Source organism: Flavobacterium potami, from assembly GCF_020026915.1.
Lineage (GTDB): Bacteria > Bacteroidota > Bacteroidia > Flavobacteriales > Flavobacteriaceae > Flavobacterium > Flavobacterium potami.
This window is the reverse complement of sequence record NZ_JAINUY010000002.1, coordinates 231,758-252,420: the sequence shown is the minus strand read 5'-3', so window position 1 is coordinate 252,420 and position 20,663 is coordinate 231,758. Positions and strand designations below refer to the sequence as shown.

Below are 20,663 nucleotides of genomic sequence, written 5' to 3'. Positions count from 1 at the left end.
AAAATTACCATGAATTATTCAAATCATAGCATTAAGCAGATAAGTACCATATTCTGCCTGCTATTCTTATTCTGCGGCAATCTCTTTGCTCAGCAAAACTTCGGAAAAATTAAAGGAACCATTACAACCTCCGACGGAGAACTGGCTGTTGGAGTCAACATTATCCTAAAAAGTTCAAAATATGGCACAATAAGTAATGAAGACGGTGCTTTTGAATTTAATAGAGTAAAACCAAATACTTACACATTACAGGTTTCTTTATCAGGTTATGAAACATTAGAACAACAAGTAACAGTTACGGCTAATGAGATTACTACTCTTAGTTTGCAATTGACAGTTTCAAATAAACAATTAAAAGAGGTAATCATAACCAATAACAGAGGAAAAGCATTCCCGAAACAAAGTACATATGTTTCTAAAATGCCTCTTAAAAATATTGAAAATCCACAGGTTTATAATATCGTTTCTTCAGAATTAATGAAAGAACAAGCGATTACGAATTACGAAGATGCATTAAAAAATGTTCCTGGAATTCAGAAATTATGGGAATCTACAGGTCGCGGCGGCGACGGTGGCTCTTATTATTCGCTACGTGGTTTTGAAGTTCAGGCTAATATTGTTAACGGATTACCTGGCGTAACAAGCGGTACTTTAGATCCTGCAAATATCGAACGTGTAGAAGTTATTAAAGGACCATCAGGAACTTTGTTCGGAAGTAGTTTAGTAAGTTACGGTGGACTAATTAATACTGTTACTAAAAAACCTTATAGTGGTTTTGGCGGCGAAGTATCGTACCTTGCGGGAAGCTTTGGCTTGAACAGAGTAACAGCCGACATCAACACTCCTTTGGATGATGCTGATAATGTAGCTTTCAGAATCAATGCGGCTTACCAAACAGAAAACAGTTTTCAGGATGCCGGATTCCGTACTTCGATCTTCGTTGCTCCTTCCCTTTCTTATAAAGTAAACGAAAAATTATCTTTCTTAATTAACACCGAATTCATGGCAGAAGAAAAAACAACGCCATCTATGTTATTCTTAGGAAGAGATACTCCACTACAATTTACCGATTTAGCCGACTTAAATTATAAAACAGACTTGTCTTTTTACAGCAACGATCTTCCAATGAAAAATCCGAGATTTAATTTGCAGGGACAAATGATGTATAAAATTTCAGATCAGTGGACTTCTCAAACGGTTTTATCAAGAACTTCATCAAAATCAAAAGGATATTATTCTTATATCTACGATAATGAAGACGGAAATCGTGATTTCGCTTTATGGATCACAAAAGAAAATTCTCAAACCAGTACAACAGATATTCAGCAAAATTTCATAGGAGATTTTAAAATTGGAAAAATGAGAAATCGTCTTGTAGTTGGTCTAGATTATTTTGAAAGAAATGTGATGTTTGGAGGTTCTGGTTATGGTCATTTGTATAACGTTACAGCGCAAGGAGATGTAAGACAATTAGATCCAGCAAATCCATACAATCTAACACAAACTTCTGTAGATAAGCTATTAGCTTCAGAACCTGGTCCAAATTACAATTCTAAAGATGCTACTTACAGTGCATATGCTTCTGACGTATTGAACATTACACGAAAATTATTGGTAATGGCAAGTTTAAGAGTTGATTATTTTGACACTGAAGGAAACATTAAAACCGATGATGATAATTACACACAGACAGCATTTTCTCCAAAATTTGGAGTTGTTTATCAGCCAATTGAAGATCAATTATCTGTTTTTGCAAATTACATGAACGGTTTTAGAAACATTGCTCCAACTGCAATTTATGACAATAATGGCGATTTTGTAGGTTCTCAAACTTTTGAGCCTGAACATGCTAACCAATTAGAAACTGGAATTAAAGCAAATTTGTTTTCAGACAAACTAACCGCAACTATGAGTTATTATGACATTAATGTTGCCAATCTAGTTACAAGCAATCCAATGTATAGCTCTCAAGGTGGAGAAGCAAGAAGCAAAGGTTTCGAATTTGATTTGAATGCTGCACCGTTAAAAGGTTTAAGTATTATTGCTGGATATAGTTACAATGATAGTAAAATTACAAAAGGAGATGAAGCTAATGTTTGGTTAGATCAAGGAAAAAGACCTTTTTGGGCTGGACCTAAAAACTTAGTAAACCTTTGGGCAACTTATAAATTTGACCAAGGAGCATTAGAAAATTTCGGTATTGGCTTTGGAGGAAATTATGCTAGTGATAATGCAATTTTAGATAGTGATGTAACTGGTAAATTTATTCTACCTGCCTACACTGTTATCAATGGTGCGTTATTTTACAACACTACAAAATATCGCGTAAGTTTAAATGTAAATAATATTGCGAATAAAGATTATTTTAATGGAGGATGGTCAACCGTAAATCCGCAAAAGCCTAGAAATGTTGTAGCAAGTTTTGCTTACAAATTCTAACATTAGTTAAAACAGATTATAAAAGTCTCGAAAGTCCATTAAAATATGGGATTTCGAGGCTTTTTTATTGTTTTTAATTTTTAATTATTCTAAATAAGCCTTATGTTTGTAAAAAATATCGTTCTAACAATTTTAAACTTGATCTTATGAAATCAAATACTTTAAAAACATTATCTTTTTTATTTTTAATGCTTTTTGCTGCTCCCCAAATCTTTGCTCATGCGCTTTGGATAGATACAAAAGCAACTGGTACAAAAGGAAAGCCACAGGAAATTTCTATTTACTTTGGAGAATTCTCTGATAACGACATCACAAAAGCGGACAAATGGTTCTCTGACTTAAAAGATTTTTCTTTAGTATTAATCTCTCCTTCTAAAAAAGAAACCAAATTAACTTCTAAAGCTTTAGACAATAAATATCAAGCTTTTTTTACTCCAGATGAAGATGGTGTTTATACTGTAGTAATGCACCATAAAGTAAAAGATGTTTACGGAACTATGGTATTAGATTACAACTCAAGCGCAACTGTAGTTGTTGGGAATAAAACAGCTGGAAATTATGCTACAGCAAATAAGAATCAAATTGGTTTATTTTCTGAAAATGCCGACGTAGCAAAAAAAGATGCTAAAATAACTGGATTTGCTTTATACGATGGTGTTTCTGCAAAAGAAGCAAAAATTAAAGTTATTGCTCCAAACGGCTGGGAAAAAGAATTGTGGACAAATGATAAAGGTGAATTCTCTTTTACTCCTATCTGGTCTGGAAATTACATGGTTGAATATGCTCATACAGAAAAAGCAGCCGGAGAACATAACGGTAAAAAATACGATGAAATCTGGAAAATGGCTACATACCAAATTACAGTAAAATAATTTTAGAAGACTTCATTCTTAGATTTAATTTCAATTGAGAAAACCTCGCTTTTACAGCGAGGTTTTTTTATTCTTGAAAGGCAACATTAATACAAAATTAAAATAACATTAGAAAAATCTTAAGCAAATCTTAAGAAAGAACTAAGCAAGTTTTAAGTAAGAAAACCACGTCATAATTTCATGTTAAAGAACATGTGTATTTATATTTGCACTCAATAATTTTTATTGAATCTAAATAAAGACCATGAAATACAATTTACTATTTGCACTAGGATTATTAAGTTTTGCATCTTATGGGCAAGACTATTCAAGCAACGAAAGTACCTCTACAGTTAACGACACTGTAAAAAATAAAAAAGGCGAAATTCTGAATGAAGTTTTAGTCACAACAAATAAACCTAAAAAACCAGTTGAAGCCGCTCGTTCAGGAATTAAAGTAATGGACTTACCACAAAGTGTTCAAATTGTTGGCAATGAAATTATAGAACAGCAACAAGCAATAAGATTGAGTGAAGTAGTAAAGAACCTAAACGGGGTTTATGTCGGATCTGCTCGTGGTGGTGCACAAGAATCTTTCTTTTCGAGAGGTTATGATATGAGTGCCAACAATATGTTTAAAAATGGTTTTCGTTATAATGCGGGTTCTATTCCAGAAGTTTCTTCTTTAGAAAAAGTAGAATTCTTAAAAGGGGGTTCGGCTTTATTGTACGGAAATGTTGCGCCAGGTGGAATTATGAATTTAGTTACCAAAACGCCTAAATTCACTAAAGGTGGTGAAGTATCGATGCAAATTGGTAGTTATTCTTACTACAAACCTGCTATTGATTTTTACGGTCCTTTAAATAAATCTATTGCTTACCGTATTACAGGGTCTTATGAAAACTCTGAAAGCTTCAGGGATTTTGTAAAAAACGAACGTATTTATGTTAATCCTTCTCTTTTGTTTCATCTATCAGATAAAACTCAAATTACCTTGCAGGGAGATTATTTAAGTGCCGATTGGACTCCTGATTTTGGTACCGGAATTTATGGAAAAACAATTTTAGACCTGCCTCGCAACGAGTTCTTCGGAGCACTTTGGTCAACTGCAAATACTAAATCTTCGAGCGCTTCGATGTTATTTAACCATGATTTCAACAAAAACTGGAAATTAAACTTCAATTCTTCTTATCAATATTATAGAAGAACACAAACTTCAACTGCACAATTAAGTACAATTGATGCTTATGGAAACTGGAAACGTGGCTTAACAAAAGCCGATGCTGCTGAGAACATTTTTGGCGATCAGTTAAGTTTACAGGGAACTTTCAATACTGGAAAAATAAAACATCAGATATTTACTGGAGTAGATTATGAGAACTCTATTGCTCCTAATTATACTTATGGTTTTTATGCAACGCCAAATGGTACAACTGCTATTACAACAGAAGCTACGGCAATAAATCTTTATACGTACGATTACAGCACGCAAAGTCGTGATATTCCATACCCAACCAGAGCAACACAATTAGCCACTACCAATACACAGCGTTTTGGTGCTTATGCTCAGGATTTGATTTCAGTTACAAAACATATCAAAGTTTTAGCAGGATTACGCTGGTCATGGCAAGAAAGTTATGTTGCAACTGCAAAAGAAACTGTAAAACAAGGAGTTATCACTACTTCGCTTGAAAATGCAGAAACAGTAGACGGAGCAAAAGCAATAAATAAAGCTTTTTCGCCTAAAGCTGGATTGGTTGTACAGCCTACTAAAGATTTATCATTGTTTGCAAGTTATTCTAACTCGTTTTCTCCAAACACAGGAACAACAGTCGATTCAAAACCTTTAGATCCATCTATTATAGATCAATATGAAGCGGGTGTAAAGAAAGATTTCTGGGGAGGTCTTTTGAGTACAAACGTTACGGTTTATCAAATTACAAATAATAATTTAGCTCAAACCGCTCCTTTTTTAGCAGACGGTGTTACACAAAATGCCAACACTTCGATTAAAGAATTAGTTGGAGCAACTAAAGGAAAAGGTGTAGAAATTGATATTACTGCTTATCCTGTTGAAGGGCTTAACATAATGGCTGGTTATAGTTTTAACGAAACCAAAGTATCAAAATCATCAGGAACAAATGGAAGTCTTGTTGTTGGAGATGTTCTGGCAAGAACACCTAGAAATACTGCCAATTTGAGTTTTTTCTATAAATTACCAAGTGGTTTCTTTAAAGGAGTAACTTTTGGAGCAATCGGAAATTATATTGGTGATCGTACTGGTGGCTGGAATGATGATTATCTTTGGACAGCAGTTACTCCAACTCCAACTAATCCAAAACCAGATCCAGCTTACATTATTACTATCAGAGATCGTGATATTCCATTAGAAGGATATGTAACTGTAGACGCTTCTCTTGGTTATGAATGGAGAAAGTTCTCGATCTTGTGTAGATTATCAAACATTACAAACGAATTAAATTATACCGTTCACGAAAATTATAGTGTAAACCCAATCGCGCCTCGTCAGGTTATGACAAGCTTACGTTATAAATTCTAAAAAAAATGAATTAGTTTTATTTTTTCGAAGTATTCGGAAAATCAAACCTCATCTTGCAAAAGGTGAGGTTTTTTATTTTGCTAAAATATCTCTTATTATAAGTACTTTTGTCATCAAATAGCATTTTAAACCTACATTCTAAATATGTCAGATTCTACAAAAAACCAATTAAAAAAAACTTTAGGACTTAGCTTTAATATTGCCGTACTCATCGGAGGAACAATTGGAGTTGGTATTTTAAGAACTCCGGGCACTATCGCCGAAATGCTTAACAATTACTGGCTTATTCTTGCCTGCTGGTTATTTGGCGGTTTGTATGTTTTGCTTGGTGCTAATTCTTATTCAGAATTGGCAACAATGCTTCCAAAAGCGGGAGGTTCTTATAATTACATAAAAAGAGCTTTGGGCGAATATGCAGGATTTTTATCTGGCTGGTATGATTATATTGTTAATGCTATTCCTCCAGCGTTTTACTGTATTGTTATCAGCGAATACACTATTATTTTATTTCCGCAATTAGCCAATTATTCAACTGTAATTTCAATTTCTTTATTGATTGCATTTGTTTTACTTCATTTAAGCGGTGTCAAAAACGGAAGCGTAATCCAGCAGATTACCAGTTTTCTTAAAGTAATTTGTTTCGTGGCTTTAGTTTTAGCTTGTTTTTTGTATTCTGGAGTTGAAGTTCCGCCAATAAAAACAGACAATTCTATCTTTCAAATCGGACTTATTTTTGGATTTTTTAAGTCACTACAACTTATCATCGGAACTTATAATGGCTGGAATGCTGTTTGCTTTTTTGCTGAAGAAAATGACAATCCGAGTAAAAATATTCCGAAATCTTTATACAGCGGAGTTTTGCTCGTTGTTGCAATTTATATTTTGGTAAATGCGGCCTTTTTTCATGTTTTACCTATTGAAACCTTAGCTAAATCAAATTTGGCTGCTGCCGATGTTGCCAAAATTCTTTTCGGCGAAAGCGGCGCAAAAATCGTAACCGTAATTTCAATTTTTTCTTTAATCAGTATTTTGAATGCTTTTATGATGATTCCGCCAAGAATTCTTTATGGACTTAGCCGTGATGGATTTTTTATTGAAAAAGGAACAACTGTAAATAAAGGCGGAACACCAATCGTGGCACTTTTAATATCATCGCTTTTTAGTTTGCTTTTAATAATATTTGTGGGTTCATTTGAGGTTTTATTTTCTTTTGCTGCCTTTATTTCTATTATTGTCTGGGGACTTGCCTATTATTCTCTTATAAAATTAAGAAAATCAGAACCTGATATGACAAGACCATATCGTTCTTTTTGGTATCCGTGGAGCACTATAATTGCCATCATTGTTTCTGTTGGATTATTATTAGGGTTTATTTACAGCGATCCTATTGGTTTTGCAACTATTGTTGGAATTACGATTGTCTCTTATCCTTTGTTTTTGGTTTTGAAGAAGAAAAGATAGCCACGAATTTTTTATTTCCAATCTTTGAGCAAAACAAATAATTCGTGAATTGCTACACATATAGATTGTGAAAATTAAAATTTGTGAATTCGTGGCGAAAAAAAAATAACAAACCTGACAAGCTTTTGAAACCTGTCGGGTTTATAATTAGTAAAAAAAACGATTATCTTCTCGCTTTAAAATATTCTTCAAAAGAACTGCAATCAGACATTAAATTTTCATAATCGTCTGAATACTTAGATTTCAAGTCTTGGTAGTATTTATTTTTACTCCACAGAAAAGCATCATAGTTCTCAATTCTATTATTGTAATCATTTGGATGTTGATATTCCAGCTTATTTTTTTCACATCGACCAATCATTCGTAAACATAAAGCTTTAAATTGGTCTGTTTTTGCGTTTTTTAGTGACAACAAATAATACTTCTGTGCCAAATTACTTTCGTAATATTCTTTTTCATCTTCAAAAGGTGCATCACTCGCATAACTATGCCAGTCGTAACGACGCATCATCCAGGAGTTTCCATTTTGTGTCATATTATAATAAGCGTTGGCTACTAAAAAATAGTAATAATCCTTATTTTGTTCTTTCGGGTTAGAAGCTTTTTTCAGATATAAAATCAAATGTTCCGTAATACTTCTTTTATTCAATTTAAAAAGTTTTTCCTGTTTTATAAACTCAGGCGTATATTTAAGAACAAAAAACGGATTTGAATTATACTTGTCTTTACCCTCACAATTTGGCTTTTCCCACAAACAATCTGTATAATTCGCAAACTCATCAACATCAAGTTTTTTAAAATACTCTGCAGCCATTTTTAGCTTATTTTGGCGAATGTATTTTGTTCCTATCAAGTCATACAATCTCGGAATTTGGGATTTAATATAACTTTGCTTCCATTTAGAAAAAGAATCTAAATTGCTTTTTACATTTTCTACTTCTTCAACTATCTTTTGAACTTGCTCTGGAGAATAGCTCACATCTATATAATCGAAATAATCAGAAAAATAATCTCTGTACGAATTACTTTTATTTTTAAGGCTTTTCCAAGTAACATAATTGTACTCATAATCATTAACACTGCTGTATGTTGTTTCTACACTATTAAGCTTTGAATATAAAAAAGCAGCTTCAGTCCTATTCTCTTTGTATTCTAATTCTCTTCCAATAGCGAAAATAAACTTCCTATTTTTTTGATTTTGAAGAAGAATTGGCTTCACTTTCTCCAAAATCACAGCTTTTCCTTTTTCCTGATTTGCAGTCAACGCCAATGCTTTTATAATTTCAATTTGATTGTAAAGAGAATCTTTTTTAGGAATTTCCCTCTCTAGAAGCGCAATTTCATTCAAACAGCTTTGATTATCTTTTGTTATAAATGACAAATAAAACTTCCCTATTTTCCATAAAAGAGGATCATTCGTTTTTTTAAGTTTTACGTTATTTACAAACTGCAATACCTTACCAGCATAAACCCTATCATTTTCTACTCTATTTAAAATATCTTTTATTGAATTTTTCTCATCTGACCAATAATCATATTTTGAAACAGCTGGATTAAACAAAGAATAGTAAGGCGTAAAAACCCAGTCTTCAATTTTATTGATTTCTCTCAATAACAAAAATGAAAGACCTTCAAATTGTGGATTGTATTGGTATACTTTTTCCAAATAAAATAGGGCTTGATCACTTTTTTTTATTCCAGCCAAAAAATAAACATTGGCTCTTTCCTCATTACTTTTGGCGTATTTTAAAACAGCATCCAAAGAAATTGTAGAATCAAATCGCTGCGAAATCATAAAACGCTTATCTGGCGCATTTACAAAAACTTGTGCAGCATAAAAATTAGCCAAAGCCTTATCTGTCTCTGCTAAAGTTCGAAAATACAAACTCCAATAATTTAAAATATTTTTCTTGTTTTGAATTTTAAAAACAGTATCGTACAAGGATTTAATTTCTTCAAAATCACTATTATAATATGCCAATCTAATAGCTAAAAATGTATATCGAAGTTGGATTTCCTTATCTTTGGTTTTGTTTGAAATCGCAATGGCTTTATCGATAAGATTTCTTCTTTTAGGCATTGTTGCACTTTGATTTCTTTCCCAAGGATCATCATAAATTCCGTTAAAAAATTCGCAGATTTTAGCAAATTTTAAATAATTTATAGCATCAGTATTTTTAGTTTTATAAAAATACAGAAGCATTTCATTCGAAGATTTTTCATTAATATCTTCTTCTTTAAAGTCATACAGAACATTTCTAATTGCTTCTACAGGAACTTTATTGTGACAATATTTTACCCAAAGGCTTTCATTTTCGTCAATTGTGCCTTGCGGATACACTCCTTTTCCATTTGGATAAAACGAATTGTACGAATAATTAAATTCAGAATAAGAATAATAATTAAAGTTGAGCGGATTTAAAAATGAATATCTAATTTCTTCCCCAAACGGATAAAACCCGCAGGCAAAAAAGCTATTACTTGCTAAAATTGCGATAAAAACCAGAAAGTTCTTCATTACTATAATTGCTTAATTGTTCGTCGTCTAAATGGAATAATGTAACGGTAGTATTGGCATCAAAATCAACATTTTTTTTGATGACTTCTATTGCTTCATTAATTTTTGCAGCAGTTAAATTTTCATATTTAATCTTGTCTCCAATTCTTAGATAAAAGTTGTCAACTACAGTATCTTTTGTAACCTCATACCATAGTGGTTTTATTTCTTTTAAAGATTTGGCAATCTTTTCCTGTCCATCATAAATTACTTTATAAAAGTGATCATTTTTATAGACCTGCATCCAAGAATAAGTAGGTAGCGCAATATCTAAATGTAATGGATATTTTCGTTTTTTATTGAGATACAACTTTAATTCCTCAATATCCAAAATAGAGTTCTTGGAATGATTTTCTAACGGATTTATCAAGTTATAACACATTAAAGTCGCTTTATCAACTGGAGGAATGCCCATTTTTTCAGGATATTTGTACGGATAAAGTCTTAAGGTACAACTGATTGTTTTTACTGAAATTAATTTTAATTTTTTCAAAAAGTAAAAATAATTATCTTTTGTTGTCAAAGTCCAATCGCAATCCATCTGATATTCCTTAATCGGATTGACTCTTGCAAATCTGTCTTTGGCATATTTATCAATCAAAAAAGCAACATTATTAGCAAGTGTATCTAATCTTTCTCTGCTTGTATTTTTAAAAACCTCATTTTTAATATATACGGTCGGAACAATATCAAGACTGTCCTGTTGATAAATACGTAAAGATGTTTTAGAGATAGGAAAATCTCCATATACCTCATTATGATCTATCTCAAAAAACTTAATGTAAAGCTTTCTAATTTTTAAATCATTTAAAATATTATTTTCTTCTAAATTCAATTCCCACCTATTACTTTTCCAGTAATAAACGGATTTTTCAACCTTTTCAACTTTATCGGAACAGGACAGAAACAGGCAAAAAATAAAGGCGGAAAACAAAATTTTTTTCATTAGAAAAACAAAATTTAGATAGTGTAAAATCGTATTAAATTTATATCATTTTAAAATACAAAATCATAAAAGGCACATATATTTTTTTGCTAAAAATCAGCTTATTTTAATGCAAAATAAAACCCGACAAATTTTAAAAATCTGTCGGGTTTTGTAATACTAAGTTTGATTTCTTATTTCAAACCTGCTAAACTTTGCTCGATTGTAGCGATTTTTGCTAATGCATCGGCTTGTTTTTGTTTTTCTAAATTAAGAACTTTCTCTGGAGCTCCGTTTACGAATTTCTCGTTTGAAAGTTTTGCTTCTACAGATTTCAAGAATCCTTTTGTGTAATTCAATTCTTCTGTTAGTTTTGCGATTTCAGCTTCAACGTCGATGTTTCCTGTAATCGGAATGAAATATTCATTTGATTTTACACGGAAAGACAAGGCACCGTCTACTTTTTCAGAAACATATTCGAAAGCAGAAACGTTTCCTAATTTTGTTATGATTGAATCAAAATAAGTCGAAACATTTTCGCTGTTAATTCCTTTTAATTCGATTGCATCTTTAAACGGAATATTTTTGTCTTTACGAATCGTTCTAATTCCAGAAATTACTTCAATTGAATTTTCAAAATCAGCAATTAATTTTGCATCAAATGGTTTTACTTCTGGCCAAGTTGAAACAATTAAAGCTTCTTCTGGAGTTCTTTCAGCAATTAACTGCCAAATTTCCTCTGTCAAGAAAGGCATAAATGGATGAAGTAATTTCAAGTTGTTTTCTAACATTTCGATCGCTTTCGCGAAAGTTACGCTGTCAATTGGCTGTTGGTACGCTGGTTTGATCATTTCTAAAAACCAAGAACAGAAATCATCCCAAACCAATTTATAGATGGCCATAAGAGAATCAGAAATTCTGTATTTCTCGAAATTATCTTCAATATCAACTAATGTCTGTTGCAATTTCGCTTCGTACCATTCGATCGCCACTTTTGATGATTCTGGTTGCGGAATAGTTTCTGAAACTTCCCAACCTTTAATCAATTTGAAGGCATTCCAAATTTTGTTTGAGAACGCTTTTCCTTGACTGCATAATTCTTCGTCAAACATGATATCGTTTCCTGCAGAAGCACTTAAAAGCAATCCTACACGAACTCCGTCTGCACTGAATTTATCGATCAAATCTAAAGGATCAGGAGAGTTTCCTAATGATTTAGACATTTTACGACGTTGTTTATCACGAACCAAACCAGTCAAATATACATTTGTAAATGGTTTTTCGCCTGCATATTCATAACCTGCAATGATCATTCTCGCTACCCAGAAGAATAAAATATCCGGACCCGTTACTAAATCATTTGTTGGATAATAGTATTTAAAATCTGGACTTTCTGGATCCATAATTCCACCAAAAACTGACATTGGCCATAACCAAGATGAAAACCAAGTATCTAATGCATCAACATCTTGAGTTAAATTGTTAATGGTTAATTGTGAATTGTTAGTTTTTTCTTGTGCTAATTTTAATGCATCTTCAATGTTTTCAGCAACTACGAAATCTTCTTTTCCGTCTCCATAATAGTACGCCGGAATTTGTTGTCCCCACCATAATTGACGAGAAATATTCCAATCGCGAATGTTGTTTAACCAGTGCGCATAAGTGTTTTCGAAACGTTTTGGATGTAATTTAATATCTCCAGTTTCTAAAACCGACTTAATTGCTGGTTTTACTAATTCTTCCATTTTCAAGAACCATTGGTCTGATAATCTTGGTTCGATTACCGCTTTTGTTCTTTCAGAAGTTCCTACTTTATTTAAGTGCACTTCTGTTTTTGCTAAAGCGCCAATTTCTTCAAGTTCTTTTTCAATTTCCGTACGAACTACAAAACGATCTTTTCCTTGATAATGTAAACCGAAACTGTTTAGAGTTGCATCTTCATTAAAAATATCAACGATTTCTAAGTTGTGTTTTTCACCCAGCGTTTTATCGTTCATATCGTGCGCAGGCGTTACTTTCAAACATCCTGTTCCGAATTCTACATCTACATATTCGTCTTCGATAATCGGAATTACTCTGCCACAAATTGGAACGATCGCTTTTTTACCTTTTAAATGTGTAAAACGCTCATCATTCGGATTGATACAGATGGCAGTATCTCCAAAGATAGTTTCAGGACGTGTTGTAGCAATAGTCAAGAAATCTTCTGAACCTTCGATTTTATATTTTAAGAAAAATAATTTTCCTTGTTGTTCTTCGTAAATTACTTCTTCGTCAGACAAAGTCGTTTTTGCTTCTGGATCCCAGTTTACCATTCGGTATCCTCTGTAGATTAATCCTTTGTTGTATAAGTCTACAAACGATTTAATTACAGAAGCAGACATATCTGGATCCATTGTAAATTTAGTACGTTCCCAATCGCAAGAAGCACCTAATTTCTTAAGCTGTTCTAAGATTGTTCCACCGTATTTATCTGTCCATTCCCAAGCATGTTTTAGGAATTCTTCGCGAGTCAAATCGTTTTTGTTGATTCCTTCAGCTTTTAATTTTGCCACAACTTTTGCTTCAGTAGCAATAGATGCATGGTCTGTTCCAGGAACCCAACAAGCGTTGAATCCTTTAAGACGCGCGCGACGAATTAAAACATCCTGAATCGTATTATTCAACATATGTCCCATGTGAAGGACTCCAGTGACGTTTGGCGGAGGGATTACAATAGTGTACGGTGTTCTATGATCTGGTTCTGAATGAAAATAGTTGTTTTTCATCCAGTAATCATACCATTTACTCTCAATCGTCTTAGCGTCAAATTGTGCTGGAATTGTCATTTATATATGTTTAATCGTTTATTTTTTTGTTTATTCGTTTAATCGTTAAGTCGTTTAATCGTTTTATTTTTTTGAAATGCATTCAGGCAGATCGATTAAACGATTAAACAGTTAAACAAATAAACGAAACTTTGGTTCAATTTTTGTAATTATAACTCACAGCAAAAGTAAATAATTAAGTAGACTATAAAAAGCGAATTAATAATTTGTGTGTTAATTAAAAGAATGTATATTTACTTACAATTAAAAACTAATTTCATATGAAAAATGCAGCCTCTTTTATTGCAATCTTATTGTTTAGCGCAATAGGTTTTGCACAAAATGGCCCAAAAATTGAATTTGCAGCCCCAGACAATACAATTGATTATGGAAAAATTTCTAAAGGTGACAACGGACTTCGTTCCTTTGAGTTTACAAACACCGGAGACGCTCCTTTATTAATTACAGGTGCCGAATCTACAGTAAGCTCTATCATTGTAACCAAACCAGCGGCAGCAATTCAGCCGGGCAAAAAAGGAAAAATCGATGTAAAATATAATATGGTCGCAGGACCTATTCGTAAAACCATTACTGTTGAAACCAATGCAGTAAACTATCCTGACGGACGAGTTGCTCTTAAAATTAAGGGAGAAGTTCAATAAGGATTAAATTTCTAAAATAATAAAAGCCGTTTCTAAATTTAGAAACGGCTTTGTTTTTTTAACAAGAAGCAATCTTGCTTCTCCAATCTTTTTTCTTTTATTTCTACTCAGCACATTCTGCCGTATCAAATTTATATTTTACCGTTTCAAAATCTATTGGCTGGTCTTTTACTAAATACGTTACTCCCATTGTGGTCTGCATAACTCCGTTTCCTAAAATAAGCTGATTATTTCGTTTTAGAAGTGCCATCGGATTTTTGAATGTCTTGTCTTTATTTACATTGTCTTTAAAAGTATAGTCCACAAATAAAGTATCACCATGAAATTCGCCGGCAACTTCACCAGTTCTCACTGTAGATGGAGCAACTCTCATGATCATGTCTCCAGATAATTTTCCGTTTTTTAAAGTATTTAATTTTAAATCTAGGGTATCTTTCTCATAAATCGCCTTGTAACATGCAGTACTTACAACTTTCTCTCCTTCTGCTTTTGCAGCTTCATCAGCTTTTTGTTTTTCTTCATTTTTACAACTATGCAATCCGATAAAGGATAAAAGCAAACAAGATAAGGTTAGATTTCTCATAATTATTTTTATTTCGTTGATATCTTATAAAGTTAAATAAAAAGGTTTTCTTTCTTAAATAATTTTACAAATTTTTGATTACAAATTCGGATCTTCTATTGAGCTCATGTTCTTCCTCAGAACAAGATTCGTCTGTTTTGCATTTGATGATTGGCACAGATTCTCCATAACCTTTTGCTGTCACACGTTTAGCATCAATCCCGGACTGAATGATAAATTCTCTGGTAGAATTGGCTCTTTTCTGTGACAAATCTTCATTGAACTTAGCATTTCCTCTAGAATCGGTATGCGAACCTATTTCGATTTTCATTTCAGGATATTTCTTCATCAACTCCACAACCCTTCCTAAAACCACTTTCGATTCCTTACGGATATACCACATATTGTAATCAAAGTAAATCGGATCTGTTTTAATGATCAATCGATCTTTGTCTTTTACAACATCTTTTTCTTGCGCTAGAATCTCTTTTACTTTTTCATTTTTTCTAACTTCAGCAGCAACAATGGCAGCTTCTTTGGCTTTCTTTTCTTTTTCTTTCAATTCGATTGCAGCCAAAGCTTCTTTCTTCTTATTATTTTCTTCTATAATAATCTCCTGCTTTCTTTTATTTTCGGCAAGTATTTTCTCTTCTTGTCTAATAGCTTCCAAAGATTTCAATTCTAAAGAACCGTCATTTACAGCATCTCTTGTTTTGCCTAAAGTCAACGTTTTAGAAGCATTTGTGTAATTTTCTTTAAAAGCCGAAATCTTATACGAAGCTTCACAAGGAACTGTAAAACTAAATTTTCCGTCAACTCCAGTTGTAACTGTATTTAAAGTTTTTTTATCCGAATCTTGCACCATAACTGTTGCATTTTCCAGAACCAATTTGGTATCAATATCTGTAATTGTTCCTGCAATAAATTGTTTGCAATCTTCGACAATCAGATCTTTTATTTCTTTAAATTGATAAATATCGTCGCTTCCCTTTCCTCCTTCTCTATTAGATGCAAAAAATCCTTCTTTGGTTTTGGAATCTATATTAAAGGCAAAATCATCTAAATTGGAGTTTAGAGGCAATCCGACATTTACTGCTTTTCCAAACTCTGAACCATTGATTTCGGAAACAAAAACATCTAAAGAACCATATCCTAAATGACCATCTGAAGAAAAATAAAGTTTATTATCTGAAGAGACAAAAGGAAACTGTTCTCTTTTATCAGTATTGATATTTGGCCCCAAATTCTTCGGATTATCAAATGCTCCTTTATTAATATTAACCGAATAGATATCAAAAGAACCTAATGAACCCGGCATATCAGAAGCAAAATACAATACTTTTTCGTCGGCACTTAAAGCTGGATGCTCTACAGAATAGTTCGGACTATTGAATGGAAGTGATGTAATATTGGTCCATTTTCCATTTACCAGCTCTGCTTTAAAGATTTGAAGATTGGATATTTTCTTTTCGTCTTTCTTTTTCTTTCCGTTTTTTGAATTGTTTCTTGTAAAATAAATCGTTTTACCGTCTTTGGTAAAAACCGCATTCGATTCGTGCATTCCCGTTTTTAATTCTTTGGCAAAATAATTCACAATAGAATCTCCTGAATTAATATTTTTTAATGGAATTGACACCAAATTCAAATAGGTCTCATTATCCCATTTGTACTTTTTATCAAATAATCCTGGTTTTAATTTTACTCCTGCAAAAACTAAATTATCATTGTATTTTACAGCACCAAATTCAGAGTTTGGAGTATTGATAGCCAAGTTTTTAATTTCGAAACGTTTTCCAATTGCTGAAACATTTTCTAACGTTTTAACGTCTTTTTCAAAATTAACAACAGCTTCAGTATTTGCTGATTTTGAATAATATTCTTTTAAAACAGCATTTGCATCGTCATAACTATTAGTCGCTTTTAAAGTCTGCGCATATCTGAAATAATATTCGCTATCTAGATTATTACTGTAGTTTTTTACCAAAAGACGATAGTAGCGCTGTGCTTTTATTAAATCATTAGTGTAATAATACGAATCGGCTAAGTTTTTAATGACTTCTTGCGAAGGTCTTTCGTCTGCCAATTTTTGGTATAAAATTATAGCTTCAGTATAATAAGTTCTGTCAAAAAATTTCTTTGCTCGTATCAATTCCTGATCTTGAGCATTTATAAACTGTATTGAAAATACGAATATAATAACAAGTAGTTTTTTCATATTTTTCATCTTAGAAGAATCTTGGTGATTTATCAAATCCTTTTCCTAATAGGTCTAAATCGAACAACAGCATAATCTCATGTGTTCCAGAATTAAACTGTCCGAAGTTTGTAAGTGTATAATCGTATGCATACCCAACTCTCAAAGTAGGTGTAACATTGATGTTAAACATAGCACTTACAGAATCGTCTATTCTGTAGGCAGCACCTAATTCAAATTTTTCGTTGTACAAAACATTTGCTGTTACATCTAAAGTTATGGGCGCACCTTTTACGAATTTTGACATAAATGCAGGTTTTAATTTCAACCTATCATTTACTTGAAAAACGTAACCTGCTGTTAAAAATGTATGGATTTCTTCAGATCCAAAAGCATTTACCCCAGACTTTTCTTCAATATATTTTGATTTAAGTAAATTAGGAGCCGACAATCCAACATAAAGATTATCTCTAAAATAGTAAGCTCCAACTCCAATGTTTGGTTTTGTAGCATTTATATTTTCTGAAAAAGCGATATCAGTTTGCGGATCTGTAAAACGAAATCCGTTGAAATTAGTCTGCATCGAAGAAAAACCTGCTTTTAAACCAAGTGAAAGTTTGTTTTTTCCTCCTAATTTTAAAACGTAGGCAAAATCAGCGTAGACATTATTTTCTTTTTTTGCACCATCTCCAATATCGTCTGAGATAAATGAGATTCCTGCTTCTATTTTTTCTGAAATGGCACTATGTCCAAAAAATGTAAAGGTCTTTGGAGCACCGTAAGCTCCAACCCATTGTGTTCTGTACAATCCTCCAAAATTCATCATCGCAGGTACTCCTGTCGCATACGCTGGATTCACAACGCTCATATTATACATATAATGTGTATACTCCGGATCTTGCTGAGCAAAGGCTGATAAATAGAAAAGGAAATTTATAAAGAGTAGTATTTTTTTCATTAGAAATTATATTAAAAATATAAAAAGAGATTTATCGATTTAAGTAAAGACGTCCTTGTTGAGGAGGTTTGTTGTCTTTATTAAAATGAAGTACATAAAAATAAACTCCGTTGGGTGCTATTCCACCGGCAATTCCGCTCTGTTCATAGTTCATACCATCCCAGGCTGGTTTGTTTTTATCTCCTTTATACATACCATTTCCATATCTATTATAAATTTCAAGCGTATAGTTAGGGTATAGAAATTCAATATCAGGAATTCTAAAAGTATCATTCACATTATCTCCGTTTGGTGAAAAACCATCTGGAACAAAGAAATCATATTGCGATGTATCACAATCTTGCAATGACACCACCACTTCAATATGATTTACAGAAAGACAATTGGTATTTCCATCTAAATCGTATCCATAATACGTTACATGATGAACTAAAGGAGTGCTCGATGGGAGCAAATTACCATTTACAGCATCATACCACGCGACTGTTCCAGCAACATTGGTTTTGTTTGATAAATCCTGAACTGTCGGATTTGCTAATCCGCAGAAATCTGGAGTATCATTCATAACTGGTGCAGCAGTATCATATACTATTACAGAAATTTTTGTTGCTTCTGAAATACATCCTGCCGCAGAAGTTTCTCTTAGATAATAATCTTCTGTTTTTAAGATATAAGTAGCTGCAAGTGGCGTTGTTGAAGTCGCAGAGTTATACCATTTATATTGAGATCCTTTTGGTTCTAAATTAGCAATCGCTGCCTCGTCTACTTTACAAAATTTCTGATCAGTAGCAATTGGCGCTACCGGAATAGGGTTAATGATGAAATCATCCGATACATTAATTAGATCGCTATCACAATCTGTTACCATATTCGTTAAGTTCAACAAAGTAATTTTTGTATTTCCAGAATTTAAAAGTAAGCCCGCTGGAATTATAAAATCGATTCTTCCGTTTGTTACTACCTGAGTAACAGTTTGTAATGCAGCGGAATTACTATCTGAAAGTGTATAAGAAATCTTAACATTTGTCAAATTGCCTAGTCCAGAAACTGCAACCGAAACAGGGTCATTCAAACAATAATTATTAACTGCAACACTTACCGTTGTGGCATTTGGAAGAGGATTTATGATTAGATTTCCAGCTACATTTGCCGTATTACTACACTGCGGTGATGGATTTGTTATGTTAACTATATTAAGAATTGTTATCACTGATAATCCGCTTTTTACATTTAAATTTCTTGGAACCTCAAAAGATGCTTTTCCTGATTCTGCCTTTATAATTGCCGTTTCACCTGTTGCAATATTATCTCCATTAATATTATATGTAATTCGGTAATTTCCGTCAAGTAATTGTGGCGCATTAATTTGCATTAACCCAGCTTTGTTCTGACAGGTGGGAGTTGATGTTATAGTTGCTCCATTTAATCGTGGTAATGGATAAACGTTCAAATCGGTCGAAAATGGACTAAATATATTGGTACATAATTTCTTCCCTGCAACTTGAACGATATTAGTAACAGTTATAGTAGATTTGCCTACTTGCTGAAAATATGCCGATCTTATATGAAAATTGAGTTCTCCATTGACACAAATCACCCTTACGTCTTCGGATCCTGAAACAGGGCCATTTACATTAAAAGTAACTATGTATTCTCCATTTGGAATACCGTCTGGACCTTCTGTTATTTTAGCAGAATATGTTGCAGTAGAAATCTCTGATTCACATATATCTTTAGTGGCTACGATTTTAGAACCTGTAAAATCAATTCTCTTTTCGAGCGTGATTACTACATCTGAACTTTTATCTTTACATATATAGTTATCAGGGACAGCCAAAACTTTATAAGTAAAAGTATATTCTCCTGGTCCTGATATGTCAAATAATTCTTTAAGATTGACATTGTGATCTGTATCTGAGGTTAAACCTGGACCTGTCCAAATTCCACCTTTGTCTTGATCAGTAAGTTGGCCATCTAAATCTAAATTTGTATATCCTGCCAAATCAGTTGTTCCACACAAATCTAAATTTTCAGGAGTTCCTGGTTTAGGTGCTATAAGAATCGTAACAAATACAGTCGTAGATTTTTCTGCTGTAGAACATGCCAAAACCGGAGGAACAGTATAGGTGTATTGAAGTGTTGTTTTTTCAGTGATATCACCTATATATATAGACGGATTAGTAAGAGTTCTTCCATTAACATCTGTCCATCTTCCGTTGGAATGTGGACTCATTGAGTTGCTATCAAATGCAGTAAAAAGATTAAAAAAATTACTATCATTACAAACAGTAGCCTGCGATCCAACACCTTGGAAGGCACCAATTGTAAGTGTTACAACGGCTTTATTATTTGTACAACCTGATGTGGCAGGAACCGTATATGTATAACGATAAGTTCCTCCTCTAGTGATAAGTTGAGGATGTAAAATTCCTGTAGTAGGATCCAAAATTTTCAAGTTACTTTCACCCGACCACGTTCCTCCAGGTGTTGGAGAACCACCAAGTAAAGAAAACAAAGACAAAGTTTCGTTTGCAGGATTTTCAATATCACAAATTATTTTTTGTGCATCTGTTCCTGCACATTGTGCGTTGATTTGGGTAGGAAGAATGGTAAAAAAAATAAAAAACAGTACAAAATGTAAGAAATTAAAGTAGTTTTTGGCCATAGATTAAATTTTTGTTAAACAT

At 32.8% G+C, this 20,663-nt stretch carries 12 protein-coding genes; 5 read left to right on the top strand and 7 right to left on the bottom strand.

The window, feature by feature from the left end; genetic code table 11:
* Positions 1 to 9 precede the first annotated feature (9 nt).
* From K6T82_RS06840 to K6T82_RS06825, 4 genes are all read left to right on the top strand, one after another.
* The gene (locus tag K6T82_RS06840; protein WP_223705189.1) at positions 10 to 2,439 is read left to right on the top strand and encodes a TonB-dependent receptor; all 2,430 of its coding nucleotides are present in this window, start codon (positions 10 to 12) and stop codon (positions 2,437 to 2,439) included.
* A gap of 146 nt (positions 2,440 to 2,585) precedes the next feature.
* Positions 2,586 to 3,311 carry a DUF4198 domain-containing protein gene (locus K6T82_RS06835; protein WP_223705188.1) on the top strand — a complete coding sequence of 242 codons (726 nt, stop codon included), beginning with the start codon at positions 2,586 to 2,588 and terminating at the stop codon, positions 3,309 to 3,311.
* 244 nt (positions 3,312 to 3,555) lie between these two features.
* Positions 3,556 to 5,850 carry a TonB-dependent siderophore receptor gene (locus tag K6T82_RS06830; protein WP_223705187.1) on the top strand — a complete coding sequence of 765 codons (2,295 nt, stop codon included), beginning with the start codon at positions 3,556 to 3,558 and terminating at the stop codon, positions 5,848 to 5,850.
* A gap of 144 nt (positions 5,851 to 5,994) precedes the next feature.
* A complete protein-coding gene (locus K6T82_RS06825) occupies positions 5,995 to 7,311 on the top strand; it encodes an APC family permease (RefSeq protein ID WP_223705186.1) in 1,317 nt (438 codons plus the stop codon).
* 163 nt (positions 7,312 to 7,474) lie between these two features.
* Here the strand turns inward: K6T82_RS06825 and K6T82_RS06820 are convergent, their stop codons facing one another.
* The 3 genes from K6T82_RS06820 to K6T82_RS06810 form a co-directional block, all read right to left on the bottom strand.
* On the bottom strand, positions 7,475 to 9,829 hold the full coding sequence (locus tag K6T82_RS06820) for a hypothetical protein (protein WP_223705185.1): 2,355 nt from the start codon (positions 9,827 to 9,829) through the stop codon (positions 7,475 to 7,477).
* Positions 9,789 to 10,703, bottom strand: a complete 915-nt coding sequence (locus K6T82_RS06815) for a hypothetical protein (RefSeq protein WP_223705184.1) — start codon at positions 10,701 to 10,703, stop codon at positions 9,789 to 9,791. Before K6T82_RS06815 ends, K6T82_RS06820 begins: the two co-directional genes overlap by 41 nt.
* A 284-nt stretch (positions 10,704 to 10,987) precedes the next feature.
* Positions 10,988 to 13,621 (bottom strand): valine--tRNA ligase, encoded by a 2,634-nt coding sequence (locus tag K6T82_RS06810; protein ID WP_223705183.1) that lies wholly within the window; start codon positions 13,619 to 13,621, stop codon positions 10,988 to 10,990.
* Positions 13,622 to 13,881: 260 nt separating this feature from the next.
* Between K6T82_RS06810 and K6T82_RS06805 the strand changes: the two genes are divergently transcribed.
* Positions 13,882 to 14,262, top strand: coding sequence for a DUF1573 domain-containing protein (locus K6T82_RS06805; protein ID WP_223705182.1), 381 nt, complete (start codon positions 13,882 to 13,884; stop codon positions 14,260 to 14,262).
* Between the two features lie 103 nt (positions 14,263 to 14,365).
* Here K6T82_RS06805 and K6T82_RS06800 read toward each other — a convergent pair whose 3' ends face one another.
* From K6T82_RS06800 to K6T82_RS06785, 4 genes are all read right to left on the bottom strand, one after another.
* Entirely contained in the window at positions 14,366 to 14,845 is a 480-nt protein-coding gene (locus K6T82_RS06800; protein WP_223705181.1) for a hypothetical protein, read from the bottom strand.
* 64 nt (positions 14,846 to 14,909) lie between these two features.
* Positions 14,910 to 17,039 carry an OmpA family protein gene (locus K6T82_RS06795; RefSeq protein WP_223705180.1) on the bottom strand — a complete coding sequence of 710 codons (2,130 nt, stop codon included), beginning with the start codon at positions 17,037 to 17,039 and terminating at the stop codon, positions 14,910 to 14,912.
* Positions 17,040 to 17,049: 10 nt separating this feature from the next.
* The gene (locus K6T82_RS06790; RefSeq protein ID WP_223705179.1) at positions 17,050 to 17,976 is read right to left on the bottom strand and encodes a PorP/SprF family type IX secretion system membrane protein; all 927 of its coding nucleotides are present in this window, start codon (positions 17,974 to 17,976) and stop codon (positions 17,050 to 17,052) included.
* Positions 17,977 to 18,007: 31 nt separating this feature from the next.
* A complete protein-coding gene (locus K6T82_RS06785) occupies positions 18,008 to 20,641 on the bottom strand; it encodes a gliding motility-associated C-terminal domain-containing protein (RefSeq protein WP_223705178.1) in 2,634 nt (877 codons plus the stop codon).
* Positions 20,642 to 20,663: the final 22 nt, after the last annotated feature.